This window comes from Cupriavidus sp. 21MJTG02-4, from assembly GCF_057798975.1.
Genome location: NZ_JBYOJP010000004.1, coordinates 156,744 through 169,697 on the forward strand (window position 1 = coordinate 156,744; position 12,954 = coordinate 169,697).

The window sequence follows — 12,954 nt, forward strand, 5'->3', positions numbered from 1 at the left end:
AGGCATTGCGCCAGGGCGTCCCCCCCAAAGAAGCAGCCCGGCGGCAGCACGATGTAGACCAATAAAAACATCCGGGGCAAGACCCCACGGGAGACATCCATGCAAGTCTATGACGGCCTCTTGTACCTGACTGCGATGGTGCTGGTGTGCTTGTACGTCTATCTTGGCGTACTCACGCGAAGCAATGCGATAAGGCTGGGGTCTCCGGCTATTGTTGCTGTGCTCGTATTCGCATATTCCATATCGCCGATGCACGCCGCGGGATAAGTTCGCGCAGTGGGCTCGCGGCATGAATCGCTGCGTCAGGCACGATCACGGGCTCACCGCACGCGAGCAGGCCTGAGCCATAGTCCGGCCTCGCGAAACCAAAGCCGCCAGAACCAGGAAGCGCCTCGTCGATGGCCATCTGCCATGCGACGTGCCCGTCTGCTGACTTCATAAGCTGCGGCGCTGCCAGTCTCATCGCCTGCTTCCCTGGAACCCCACAGAACAATCGCCATTAGCGCGTAATCCCGCGCCCATGCACGCTTCGCAACAATTCACTTGCCTCACCCAAAACCACCGCGCCCCCGCTAGCAAATTCGCTCTCCGCGCCCTCAGGCATTCCCCGATCCGCCCGGCAAATCGTCGGATACGACGAGTAACCCTCACCGGACCCTGTCCAGAATTTTTCCGACACCCGCGCTTTGGCCGGGTCCATGGACAAGAAATCGGAGACAAGAGCGAATGAGTGCAACCTATCAACGGGGCCGGGCATGGGTGGTTACCGTGCTGCTGTTCCTGTTCGTCGTGGTCAATTTCCTGGACAAGATCAGCGTCGGCCTGCTTGCCGGCCCGATGATGGACGAACTGGGCCTGACGCCGGCCCAGTTCGGGCTGGTCGGCAGCAGCTTCTTCTGGCTGTTCGCCGTGGCCGGCGTGGCGGGCGGCTTTGTGGCCAACCGCGTGTCGTGCACGCTGCTGCTGTTGCTGATGGCCATCGCCTGGTCGGTGTTCCAGCTGCCGCTGGCGTGGTCGTCGAGCCTGGCGGTGCTGATCGCCGCGCGCGTGCTGCTGGGCATTGCCGAGGGACCGTCCACGGCCATTGCCATTCACGCGGCCTACAAGTGGTTTCCCGATGATCGCCGCACGCTGCCCGTCGCCTTCTTTACGCAAGGCGGCGCCACCGGCCTGATCCTGGCCGGCATCACCATTCCCTACATCACGGCGCATTGGGGCTGGCGCGCCAACTTCTACGTGCTGGCCGCGCTGGGCGCCGCCTGGACCGTGCTGTGGCTGTTGTTCGGCGGCGAGGGCAAGGTCGACCAGCCTTCGGCCGACACCGCGGGCCAGCCGCGCGTGCCTTACCGCGCCTTGCTCGGCGACGCCACGGTGCTGGGTTGCTTCCTGCTGCGCTTTGTCGCGTACTGGAGCCTGGCGCTGTCGCTGACGTGGTTCGCCGCTTACCTGCAGCGCGGACTTGGCTTCGATCATGCCACCTCGGGCCGGTTGTTCGCGGTGATCATCGCGGCGAACATGCCGGTGACGCTCGGCGTGGCATGGTGGTCGCAGCGCATGCTGCGCCGAGGCATACCATCGCGCATCGCCCGAGGCCGCCTGGCCGCGCTGATGCTCGTGGGCGCGGGGCTCTGCCTGGCCGCGCTGTTGTCGCCCGGCCTGCTCACCTGGCAGCGCGTGGCGCTGCTGGCGGCAAGCTGCGCGCTGGCGCCGTCGATCTATTCGCTGGGTCCGGCGATGCTGGCCGAGGTCTGCCCGCCGGCACAGCGCGGCGCGCTGCTGTCGATCGACGCTTCGATCTCATCGATTGCCGGCATCCTGGCGCCGCTGGTGACGGGCTACCTGGTGCAGAACGCCACCGGCGCGCATGGCTACGAGACGGGCTTCGCGGTGTGCGGCGTACTGATGATCGTGGGCGGCTTTGCCGGTGCGGCCATGATCAACCCCGAGCGCTCGAAGCTGCGGATGGCCGGCTTGCAGCAGCATGCGACCGCGGCACCGGCCGCGCATCCGGCGCACGCATAGTGTTGGAAGAGGCGCCGCGCGGACGGCGGCCCCTATGCCAGGGCTCGCGGGCGCCGACGCCGCGCCGATATACTTCAGGCTCCGCCGGGCCGTGGCGCCCGCCAATCTCCGGAGCATTCACGATGATGCCTGCCGCATCGAGCTGGTTCGCCTGGGCCGCGCTGTCCGCGGTGTTCGCGGCCCTGACCGCGATCTTTGCCAAGGTCGGCTTGTCCGGCATCGATTCCGACATGGCCACGCTGGTGCGCGTGGTCATCATCTTCGGGGTACTGGCCGCGTTCGTGGTGGCCACCGGCAAGTGGATGGACCCGTCGACGTTCTCGGCCCGGAACTGGATCTTCCTCACGCTGTCGGGCCTGGCGACCGGCGCCTCCTGGGTCTGCTACTTCCGTGCGCTGAAGATTGGCGATGCCTCCAAGGTGGCCCCCGTCGACAAGTTCAGCCTGGTGCTGGTGGCACTGTTCGCGGTGCTGTTCCTGGGCGAACGGCCTGCCCCGCGTGAATGGCTGGGCATCGGCCTGGTCGCCGCCGGCGTGATCGTGCTCAGCCTGCGGCGATAACCGCGCCTGAGAAACGGCGAAGGCCCTTCAACCGTTTGTGCGAAGCCAGGCCACAGCGGGAACCGGCCAGCCGGGCCAGGCTGAGGCGTCGGGACGGCGGTGGTCGGACTTGCCGGGCAGTAATTGCGCAAGCTCCACGCCAAACAGATTGGCGCACGCGCTCGCGAATGCCGCGGCGGAGCGCAGGCCCGACTGGGTGGCAAGCAAATCCAGCCGGGCGGGCGTCGGGTCAGTACCCGCCTCGGGCAGCGCCAGCAGGTAGAGTGCCCGCGCCGCGCGTTGCTCGCGCACCAGCGGATGCAGCGCTTCCCCTTCGGCGAACAGGCGCGCACGGACCAGCCGCTGGGCGACCTGCCAGTCTTCGCCGAGCCGCGCGGCATTCCAGTTGACGGCCGGCTGTTCGAACACCAGCCGCGCAAGCGCGCGGGACCAGTGCTTGTCATGATGGATCGCATTCATGCGCGGGCAGACCGCATCGGGCACGGCCTCGAACGTCATGGCGCACGTCTGGCCCGGGGCGGACTGCATCTCGCAGTCGAAGTATGCGAACGCCGGTACCACGAAGGGATCGCCGGGCCGCACGTCGCGCCGTGCATTGGCGTCGCGCAGCCGCGCCGCGCCCTGCTGGGTTTCCACGCGCACGGCGAACGGAAAGCGCAGGCGGCTGATGCGGACGGGGTTGCGGCTGACAATGGGCATGCGGGCGGTGGCTGGAGCGCAGCCGGTTACTGTCGCAGCATTCGACGGGCCGCGCAACTGTCGGCGCATGCCGCGGGATCGCCCGCTTACAGTTCGGACAGCCCGAAGTGACGCAGCCGTGGCAGGTCGGTCACGCGAATGGTCTGGTACGCCAGGTGCACGAGACCCTCGTTGGACAGCCGCCGCAACGCCTGGTTGACCCGCTGGCGCGACAGCCCGGTCAGCAGCCCGATTTCCTCCTGCGACAGTTCCAGCACGGGACTGGTGCGCGGATACAGCGACGGATGGAAAAGCTGCGCGATGGCCTGGGCCACGCGCGCATCGGCGCTGAGCAGGCGGTCGTTCTGCACGGTGGCAATGAACTGCCCCATGCGCTCGTTGAGCTGCGTGACCACGAAACTCGAGAATGGCAGGCTCTGGGCAAGCAAGGTGTTGAACACCGGCTCCGGTACCAGCAGCACGCGCGAATCGCGGATGGCGATCACGTCATAGCGGCGCAGCTCGCGCTTGATCACACTGCCTTCGCCGCACCAGCCCCCTGCCGGCACGCCCGAAAACGTGCAGCCTCGGCCGTCCGGGGTGTAGACGGCGAGCTTGATCAACCCGCTGTCGACGCCGATCCAGTCGCGCGACGGTTCCCCGCGCCGGGCGATCAGGGCGCCGGCGGCGAACTCCTGCAATATCGTGGTGCGCGTGGCCAGCGCCTGATGCTCCGGTGCAAGGGCATGGAACCAGGCATGGCCTGCCAGTGGCGAGGTGGGCGGGGAACAGTCGGACGCGGTCATCGAAGGCGGGTTGGGCGGTCAGCAAAGGCGGCCTTGCGTGACCATGGCCCGGGCCGTGTAAGAATCCTGTAAGCCTTGCCTGGCGCGGGTTTCCGGGCGATTTGTCATCCGGATGACAGAGCCCGGGCGTGTGCGATGATAGCCTTGTGCACGAAAAAGTAACAGCGCCCCGGTACAGAAGAGTTCAGCGGAGACACAAGCAATGCCCACAGATTTCGACAGCGGCCTGGGCCGCAACGCGGCCAATTTCGTGCCGATTACCCCGATCGATTTCCTGGTCCGTGCGGCCGAGGTGTATGGCGACAGGCTGGCCATCGTGCACGGCCCGGTACGCCAGAACTGGCGCGACACCTATGCACGCGCGCGGCGCCTGGCGAGTGCGCTGGCGCGCGCCGGTATCGGCAAGGGCGATACCGTTGCGGCGCTGCTGCCCAATACGCCGGCCATGGTCGAAGCGCACTTTGGCGTACCGATGGCGGGTGCCGTGCTGAACGCCCTGAATATCCGCCTCGACGCCGCCAACCTGGTGTTCATGCTGCGCCATGGCGAGGCGCGCGTCCTGCTGGCCGATACGGAGTTCGCCGACCTGGCCCGGCAGGTGTCGCTGGAAATCCCGGGTTTGAAGGTCATCGCCGTGGAAGACGCGCTGGGGCCACGGGCCGAGCGCTTTGACGATACCGATTACGAGTCCTTCCTCGCCTCTGGCGATCCGGACTACGCGTGGAAGATGCCTGCCGACGAGTGGGACGCCATTGCGCTGAACTACACCTCGGGCACGACCGGCGACCCCAAGGGCGTGGTGTACCACCACCGCGGCGCGGCCATGAACGCGATCTCGAACATCCTCGAGTGGGACCTGCCCAAGCATCCGGTCTACCTGTGGACGCTGCCGATGTTCCACTGCAACGGCTGGTGCTTCCCGTGGACCGTGGCCGCGCGCGCGGGCGTCAACGTCTGCCTGCGCAAGTTCGAGCCGCGCCTGGTATTCGACCTGATGCGCGACGAAGGCGTGACGCACTACTGCGCGGCGCCGATCGTGCACACCGCACTGGTCAATGCGCCGCCGTCGTGGCGCGAAGGCCTGCGCGGTCCCGTGCGCGGCATGGTGGCCGGCGCACCGCCGCCTGCCGCGGTGCTGGCGCAGATGGAAGCGATGGGCTTCGCGCTGACCCATGTGTATGGCCTGACCGAGGTGTACGGCCCGGCCGCGGTATGCGCGGAGCAGGACGACTGGAGCAGCCTGTCGCAGGAAGAGCGTGCCGTGAAGAAGGCCCGGCAGGGCGTGCGCTACCACCTGCAGTCGGGCGTGACGGTGCTCGATCCGGATTCGATGCAGCCGGTGCCGGCCGATGGCGAGACCATCGGCGAGATCATGTTCCGCGGCAACATCTGCATGAAGGGCTACCTCAAGAACGAGAAGGGCACGCGCGAGGCCTTCTCGGGCGGCTGGTTCCACACCGGCGATCTTGGCGTGTGCATGCCGGACGGCTACATCAAGATCAAGGATCGCAGCAAGGACATCATCATCTCGGGCGGAGAAAACATTTCCAGCGTCGAGGTGGAGGACGCGCTCTATCGTCATCCGGCCGTGCTGGCCGCCGCCGTGGTCGCGCAGCCCGATGCGAAGTGGGGCGAGACGCCTTGCGCGTTCGTGGAACTGAAAGAGGGCGCCAGCGCGACCGCCGAGGAACTGATGGCGCACTGCCGCACGCTGCTGGCGGGCTTCAAGGTGCCCAAGGCGGTGTACTTCGGTCCGCTGCCCAAGACCTCGACGGGCAAGATCCAGAAGTTCGAATTGCGCCGCAAGGTCAAGTCGGATGCCGCGATCGACGTCTGACGCGGTGGTCAGGAGAAGGCGGCCTCTTCAGCGGCCTGCCGGCCGGCAATCAGCCGGTCGACGACCTCGCGGCCCCACGCCAGCCCCGCGCGGCTGGCGTCGGCGGCGCAGGCAAAGCGCACGCCAGCGTCCGGGTCCACGAAGGGCAGGGCGTTGCCGTGCTGCCAGATGCGCGCGCGCAGCGTCCACCAGCCGTCGTGCTGGCCGCCGTAGCGCAACGCTACGATATGGATGCGGTAGCCACGATAGCTGTCGCTATGCTCGTGTGATCCGCTCGGCATGGCTGCTGGAATTCAGCGCAAGCTCGCTGCCTGCTGCGGCACGGCGCCAGGCCTGTGCCACTCCTGCGAGATATCGGGAAACACTTCGCATTCGCCGCGCACGATATTTTCGATCGTGGCGCATACTCCCGCGGTGCCGCGCGGCCCCACGCAGACCAGGCTGCGCGGATGGTCGGTGTGCTGCGGGATGGCGTACACGTGCATGCCCTCCTGGAACAGAGGGTGCCTGGACAGGCGCTCGTTCATCAACTCGACAAAGCGCTGCGGACTGACGACCGGCTTTTCCATAGCGGACTCCTGCGGCGCTGCCGTCGGGCGCTTCGTAGGTGCGCGGGGCCGGCATACGCGGTAGTAAAGGCCAGGAATATTTCGGGCAATGGCATGAGCCCCGTAGGATCGGGGTGGCCGGAGGAACGTGGAGAAAAAATGCCTCCACGTTGCCACTGCCAACGATTTCAGATTAGGCGATGCGCCCGGCGGAGCAAAGTTGCCGGACGCCACAGGTCACGATGGCCGCACTTCTCCGGCGGCGCGTGGCCCGTCGAGCATGTAATTGCCTGCTGCCCAGCAGGCGGCTTCCGCTTCGGCTTCGGAGCGGTAAGCCGAAGTGGCTTCGATGGTGCAGTCGGCATCAGCCGCGCCGCAGTGCTCTTCCATCACGATGCGCCAGGTGTAAAGGCCAGGCGGATCTTCGAGGACATGAAGCACGAGGGTGCGGTGGCTGTCGGCGAGGGTGAGAGGCTGGGTCGACATGACGGTCTCCGATGACGGCGACCCCTAGATGCTAGCAATTGCGCGCACCCAATTCCAGCGCAGCAGCCCCGTCGCTGGCGGCGCCGTGCAGCGCCGTGCATCTTCCGCCGCCGCGCGGTTTCCAGTATCGTCTGCTCCGGGGCGCCGGGTGGCGCCCGCTTCTCCGGATTCGCATGCCCATCTCGCCTCAACTTGCCGAACTGGTTGCGTCGCTGCGCGCACACTATGACACCGCCATCCTGCCGCACTGGACCGGCAAAGGCTGGAACGCCGACCTGCTGCTGCCCTATGAAGCGCTGGATGGCGCCAGCGGCGATGCCCTGCCGCCGGTTCGTTACCGGGCCATGGCCTGCGCGCGCCAGATCTATGTGTTTTCGGTCGCGGGCCAGCTCGACCACGCCGATACGCTGTTCGGCTCGCTGCAGGCCTACTTCAGCACCGGCGACGGCAGCTGGATCTACAGCGTCGATGCGGCAGGCATGCCGCTGGACTCGACACGCGACCTTTATACGCATGCCTTCGTGATCTTCGCGTGCGCGCACTACTACGCCTGCGGCGGCAACGAGGACGCGTTGACCATCCTGCAGGAAACGCGCGAGCTGGTCGAACAACGCTTTGCCGACGGTTTCGGGCTGTACCACGCGGCGCTATCGGAGTTTTTCAAGGACAAGGGCGCGGGCGTGCAGCAGAACCCCATCATGCATTTGACCGAGGCCTACCTCGCCGCGCTGGAGGCGACCGGCGACGAGTGGTATGCCGTGCGTCTGCGCGAGATCGCCGCAGCCGTGCAGGGCCGGTTCGTCGATCCGGCCAGCGGTTGCATCGCCGAGCTGCCGCAGGAGACGGCGGGCAATCGCATCGAGCCCGGCCATCAGTTCGAGTGGTTTTCACTAGTCGCGGGCAACCCTGCGCTGTTCGAGGGCGCGCCGCTTGGCGCTTCGCTGCAGCGCGCCTTTGTTTTCGCGCAGGCGCATGGCGTAGTCCCCGGCACACTGGGCGTCAGCGCCGCGCTGAATGCCGATGGCAGCCTGCTCGATGGCACCGAACGCATCTGGGCGCAGACGGAGTTCGCTCGCGCACTGGCCGTGGATGGGACACCAGAGTCCCTGGCGACGCTGGAGGCCCAGTTGCGCCAATACCGTAGCCGTTTCCTGCACGCGGGCGGCTGGCACGAATGCCTGGCCCCGTCCGGCGAAGTGGTGCGGGCCGAAATGCCGTCCACGTCGCCGTACCACCTAGCTACCGCATACGAGGCGCTGGACGAACTGGCGCAGCGCTAGCCAGCGATGCGGTTGCTTGCGGCGCGCAAATCGCTCTTCTGCAGCAGCCGCAGCAAGGTCTCGGCCGGCTGGCTCAGCCGGCGTGCCGACAACGAAATGAACTCCACCTCTGGCAGCGTCGGCAGGCGTTCCCAGTTGAGCGGCGGCGCCACGCCTTCGCCGTAGAGATAGCGCGAGCGTACCGTCAGCCCAAGGCCGCCGCGGGCAGCGGCAAGGCAACCGGAATGGCTGCTGCTACTGCAGACCACCTGCCACTGGCAGCCCGCCTTGGCCAGGGTATCGAGCACGACCGAGCGCGTCACGCTCGGTTCGTGCACCAGGATCAGCGGCAACGGCTGGGACAGGTCCACCAGGGTCCCGGGGCGCGCGAGCCACTCCAGCGAGCCGCGAAACAGCGGTACGCCGCGGCGGTCGCCCTGGCGGCGCTTGCCGAGCATCAGGTCGAGCGCGCCGGCATCCATCAGCTCGTACAGCTTGCTGGTCATGGCGATGGTGATTTCCATCTCCACGTCGGGATGCGTATTGCGGAATGCCGACAGCACGCCCGACAGCGGCCCCTGCGCCAGGTCCTCCGAAGTCCCGAGCCTGACACGGCCACGCAACCGGGGTGCGGTGAACTGCGACTCCGCGCGGGCAATCGCCTCCAGGATCAGCCGCGCATGCACGAGCAGCGCTTCGCCGTCGGGCGTCATCGACAGCGAGTGCGTATCGCGGATAAACAGGCGACGCCCGACGCTTTGCTCCAGCCGCCGGATATGGTCGCTGACGCTCGACTGCGACAGGTCCAGCTGCCGGCCGGCCTCGGAGAAACTGCGTGCGGCCGCCACCGTGGCGAAGGTTTGGATCCAGACAGGGTTGAGCATGGGGAATCTTGTCATCGGCAAATCCGATGGCAGTCAGTATATCCGGCAGGGTTCCCGATTGGCTCACGGCAGCTATGATCGATTCCATGACACGGCTGCCAAGGCTTTGCGGATTGTCTCCAGCCTGCACGCCGTGCCAAGCACATGCCTCGCCCCCCATGAGCCAAGCTTCCACTCCCTCTCTCAAGGCCATGTTGTGGATCGTCGCTGCGGGTTTCTTCATGCAGACGCTCGATACCACCATCGTCAATACCGCATTGCCGTCGATGGCGTACAGCCTCGGACGCAAGCCGCTGGACCTGCAACCGGTGGTGGTGGCCTACACGCTTACCATGGCCATGCTCACGCCGGCGTCCGGCTGGCTGGCGGACCGCTTCGGCACGCGACGGGTCTACTTCAGCGCCATCCTGATCTTCGTGCTGGGGTCGTTGTTCTGCGCCGGCGCGCAGACATTGCCGCAACTGGTGATCGCGCGCGTGGTGCAGGGCATTGGCGGCTCCATGCTGCTGCCGATCGGCCGGCTCGCCGTGCTGCGCAATGTATCGGGCGAGCAGTACATCGCCGCGCTGGCCTTCGTCTCGATCGCCGGACAGGTGGGCCCGATCTTCGGGCCCGTGCTGGGCGGCTGGCTGGTACAGCACGTCTCCTGGCACTGGATCTTCCTGATCAATGTGCCGGTCGGCGTGGCCGGCCTGCTGGCCGTGCGCCGCTACCTGCCCGCGGGCGACACGGCCGGCGCGCCGCGGTTCGACTGGATTGGCTGCGGACTGCTGTCCCTGTGCATGGTGGCGTTCTCGCTCGCACTGGATGCGCAGGCGAGTCACGCCGGCTGGAACGCGGGGCTTGCCGCGCTCAGCGTGGCCGCCGCGCTGCTGTATATCCCCCATGCGCGGCGCAGCCGCGCGCCACTGTTCCGGCTGGCGCTGTTCCGGGAGCCGAATTTCAGCGTGGGACTTGCTGGCAATCTCGTCTGCCGCATCGGTTCCGGCGCGGTGCCGTTCCTGCTGCCGCTGCTGATGCAAATGCAGCTTGGCTACTCGCCGTTCCACGCTGGCCTGATGCTGCTGCCGGCCGCGCTGGCGGGGACGCTGTCCAAGCGCTGGATCGTGCCGCTGGTGACGCGCTTCGGCTATGAGAAGTTCTTGCTGGTGAACACGGCGCTGGTGGGGGCGTCGATCGCATCGTTCGGGGCGATGTCGCCGGGCTGGCCGCTGGCGCTGTCCATCGCGCAGCTCGCGCTGTTCGGCGCGACCAACTCGATGCAGTTCGCGGCGATGAACAGTGTCACGCTCAAGGGCCTGAGCGTAGAGGATGCAGGGAGCGGCAACAGCCTGTTTTCGATGGTGCAGATGCTGGCCATCGGCCTGGGCGTGACCGTGGGCGGCGGACTGGTGACGCTGTTCAGCGCGCAGTTCGGTGAGGCCGGTCCGGCCTTCCGGTTGGCCTTTGCCGTGGTAGGAACGATCACGCTTCTCTCGGCGCTGGTGTTCCGGCGGCTGGATGTCGCGGAACGCGGCAAGGGAAGGCGTGCAGCACGCGCTGCGGCGCGCACGCCCTGAACGCGCCGCAATCAGGCAGCGTTGGTCTTGCGTCCCACGCTGCGGATCAGCTGCGTGACACGCGCCTGGTACTGGTCGAAGAACTGGTTCGCCTGCTGCTGGCTGTCGACGGGCTGGACCACGGTGCGTCCCTCCGCTTCCAGCTTGGCGCGTAGTTCGGGCTTGCGCAGGGCTTCGTCGATGGCCTTGCGCAGTACCGTCACGCGATCCGCGGGCGTGCCTTGCTTGACGAAGTAGCCGCCGCTGATCATGTATTCGAAGTCAGGCACCGTCCGGCTTTGGGAAATCAGCGCAATGTGCTTCAGCGATGCGGGGAGCGTCTTGGAGAAGCTGGTCAGCACCTTCAACCGGCCTTGCTGCTGCATGGCGTCGAAGCTCGACTGGTAAGGCAGGATCGCAAAGTCCACTTCGCCGCCTGCCAGTCCTTGCAGTGCCGGCGCGGCACCCTTGTACGGCACGTGCAGGAAGTTCAGGCCGAGGCGTGCGCCCAGCGCGTCGCCCATCAGGTGATAGATGGAGTCGATGCCGACAGTCGCGTAGGTCAGCGGCTTGCCCTTGTTCTGCTTGGCGTAGTCGATGAACTTGTCGAGCGTATCCGCGGGAATGCCGTTGCGGACCATCAGCACGATGTTGGCGTCGCTGATCGGCGCGGCCAGCATGAAGTCCTGCGGCTTGTAGCGTGCGGCCGGGTTGAGCAGCGGCGCCAGGAAGACCTCGTTGATCGAGCCATGGAAGAAGGTGTAGCCATCGGCCGGCGCGGCCAGTACCTTGTTGGCGCCGATCAGTCCGGTGCCGCCGCCGTAGTTCTCGACCAGCACCTGCTGCTTGACGCTCTTGCTGATCGATTCCCCGAAGATGCGTGCGGACGTGTCGCTGGCGCCACCGGCCGGGTAGGGCACCACGAGCGAGAGCGGCTTGGTCGGAAAAGCGTCGGCCGCGAACGCAGGCAGGCTGCCGAGCGCGGTGCTGCCCGCGGCGAATCCTGCGTATTGGAGAAAGCGGCGGCGGTTGAGTGAATGCATGGTTGTCCCCGTTCTTGGTTTGTTTTCAGGCTGGTGGTTGGTTCAGGCCAGGTAGCTCTGCGCCAGGTGCGCCCAGAATGCGGCGCCCATGGGCAAGGCCTTGTCGTTGAAGTCATAGAGCGGGTTGTGGACCATGCAGCCCCCATCCTCGCCCAGGCCGTTGCCGAGCCGGACGTAAGCGCCGGGACGGTGTTCGAGCATGTAGGCGAAGTCCTCGCTGCCCATGACCGGCTGCCGCGCCACGACGTTGGCTTCGCCAACCAGCCGGATGGCGGCCTCGCGCGCGCGATCGGTCTGTGCGGCATGGTTAACCAGCACCGGATACTTGCGTTCGTAGACGACCTCCGACTGCAGGCCGAAGCTCTCGGCCTGCGCGCTCACGAATTGCTGGATACGCGTTTCGACGAGCGTGCGTACCCGCGGATCGAGCGTGCGCACGCCGATCTTGATCAGCGCGCTTTCCGGCACGACGTTGTAAGTGGCGCCGGCCTGGATCGAGCCGACTGTGATCACGGCGGACTTGAGCGCATCGATTTCGCGGCTGACGATGGATTGCAGCCCCAGCACGATGCTGGCGGCGCACTGCATGGGGTCGATACCGTGATGTGGCATGGCGCCATGCGCGCCACGACCGCGCAGCGTCACCGTGGCGCGGTCGAACGAGGCCATGGCGGGCCCGGTGCTGATGCCGATCTGTCCCACAGGCAATCCCGGGGCGTTGTGCAGCGCGTAGATCTCGTCGCAGGGAAAGCGCTCGAACAGGCCGTCCTCCAGCATGCGCAGCGCACCGCCTTCGTTTTCTTCCGCGGGCTGGAAGATCAGGTTCAGCGTGCCATTGAAATCGACGGACTCCGCCAGGTAGCGGGCCGCGCAGAGCAGGATGGCCGTATGGCCATCGTGCCCGCATGCATGCATCTTGCCGGGGAGGGTGCTCGCATAGTCCAGGCCGGTCTTCTCCTGGATCGGCAGCGCGTCCATGTCGGCGCGGATGCCGAGCGCCTTCGTCCCGGATCCCTTCTTCAGCTTGCCGACAAGGCCGGTGGTGCCCAGGCCGCGATGAACCTCGTAGCCCCATGCCGTGAGGCATTCGGCGACGAGGTCGCTGGTCCGGCGCTCCTCGAAGGCCAGTTCGGGATGTGCGTGGATCTTGCGGCGGATATCGACAAATTCCGGCGAAAGGGTCTGGATGGACTGCCGCAGGTCTGCAAGGCTGGATGCGTTCATGGGTTCGGCGAATGGGATCGTGTTCGTATTCTCGCTGCGCCGGCCCGCGGCATCCATGACAACGATTAC

The 12,954-nt window shown here is 66.6% G+C and carries 13 protein-coding genes; 5 read left to right on the forward strand and 8 right to left on the reverse strand.

Annotation, left to right across the window (positions count from 1 at the left end; all coding sequences use genetic code 11):
* Positions 1-726: 726 nt before the first annotated feature.
* The gene (locus tag AC3FKH_RS10060; RefSeq protein WP_488675141.1) at positions 727-2,022 is read left to right on the forward strand and encodes an MFS transporter; all 1,296 of its coding nucleotides are present in this window, start codon (positions 727-729) and stop codon (positions 2,020-2,022) included.
* Positions 2,023-2,144: 122 nt separating this feature from the next.
* A complete protein-coding gene (locus AC3FKH_RS10065) occupies positions 2,145-2,582 on the forward strand; it encodes an EamA family transporter (protein WP_488675143.1) in 438 nt (145 codons plus the stop codon).
* Between the two features lie 27 nt (positions 2,583-2,609).
* Here AC3FKH_RS10065 and AC3FKH_RS10070 read toward each other — a convergent pair whose 3' ends face one another.
* Complete coding sequence (locus AC3FKH_RS10070; RefSeq protein WP_488675145.1) at positions 2,610-3,281, reverse strand: AraC family transcriptional regulator; 672 nt, start codon at positions 3,279-3,281, stop codon at positions 2,610-2,612.
* An 86-nt stretch (positions 3,282-3,367) separates the two neighbouring features.
* Entirely contained in the window at positions 3,368-4,066 is a 699-nt protein-coding gene (locus tag AC3FKH_RS10075; protein ID WP_488675147.1) for a Crp/Fnr family transcriptional regulator, read from the reverse strand.
* A 202-nt stretch (positions 4,067-4,268) separates the two neighbouring features.
* On the opposite strand from AC3FKH_RS10075, the gene AC3FKH_RS10080 reads away from it, so the two are divergent.
* Positions 4,269-5,903: an acyl-CoA synthetase gene (locus AC3FKH_RS10080; protein WP_488675149.1), complete on the forward strand. Its 1,635-nt coding sequence runs from the start codon at positions 4,269-4,271 to the stop codon at positions 5,901-5,903.
* Between the two features lie 8 nt (positions 5,904-5,911).
* Here AC3FKH_RS10080 and AC3FKH_RS10085 read toward each other — a convergent pair whose 3' ends face one another.
* From AC3FKH_RS10085 to AC3FKH_RS10095, 3 genes are all read right to left on the reverse strand, one after another.
* The gene (locus AC3FKH_RS10085) at positions 5,912-6,184 is read right to left on the reverse strand and encodes a hypothetical protein (protein WP_488675151.1); all 273 of its coding nucleotides are present in this window, start codon (positions 6,182-6,184) and stop codon (positions 5,912-5,914) included.
* A gap of 12 nt (positions 6,185-6,196) precedes the next feature.
* Complete coding sequence (locus AC3FKH_RS10090; RefSeq protein WP_483734263.1) at positions 6,197-6,472, reverse strand: hypothetical protein; 276 nt, start codon at positions 6,470-6,472, stop codon at positions 6,197-6,199.
* Between the two features lie 216 nt (positions 6,473-6,688).
* Entirely contained in the window at positions 6,689-6,937 is a 249-nt protein-coding gene (locus AC3FKH_RS10095) for a hypothetical protein (RefSeq protein ID WP_211948492.1), read from the reverse strand.
* A 173-nt stretch (positions 6,938-7,110) separates the two neighbouring features.
* Between AC3FKH_RS10095 and AC3FKH_RS10100 the strand changes: the two genes are divergently transcribed.
* Positions 7,111-8,217 (forward strand): AGE family epimerase/isomerase, encoded by a 1,107-nt coding sequence (locus AC3FKH_RS10100; protein WP_488675154.1) that lies wholly within the window; start codon positions 7,111-7,113, stop codon positions 8,215-8,217.
* Here the strand turns inward: AC3FKH_RS10100 and AC3FKH_RS10105 are convergent.
* Positions 8,214-9,080, reverse strand: coding sequence for a LysR family transcriptional regulator (locus AC3FKH_RS10105; protein WP_483734266.1), 867 nt, complete (start codon positions 9,078-9,080; stop codon positions 8,214-8,216). The two genes, AC3FKH_RS10100 and AC3FKH_RS10105, sit on opposite strands and share 4 nt — an antisense overlap.
* Positions 9,081-9,238: 158 nt before the next feature.
* On the opposite strand from AC3FKH_RS10105, the gene mdtD reads away from it, so the two are divergent.
* A complete protein-coding gene (gene mdtD, locus AC3FKH_RS10110; RefSeq protein WP_488675155.1) occupies positions 9,239-10,639 on the forward strand; it encodes a multidrug transporter subunit MdtD in 1,401 nt (466 codons plus the stop codon).
* A gap of 11 nt (positions 10,640-10,650) precedes the next feature.
* Here the strand turns inward: mdtD and AC3FKH_RS10115 are convergent, their stop codons facing one another.
* Complete coding sequence (locus tag AC3FKH_RS10115; protein WP_488675156.1) at positions 10,651-11,661, reverse strand: Bug family tripartite tricarboxylate transporter substrate binding protein; 1,011 nt, start codon at positions 11,659-11,661, stop codon at positions 10,651-10,653.
* Positions 11,662-11,703: 42 nt separating this feature from the next.
* On the reverse strand, positions 11,704-12,885 hold the full coding sequence (locus tag AC3FKH_RS10120) for a M20 aminoacylase family protein (RefSeq protein WP_488675157.1): 1,182 nt from the start codon (positions 12,883-12,885) through the stop codon (positions 11,704-11,706).
* Between the last annotated feature and the right edge of the window lie 69 nt (positions 12,886-12,954).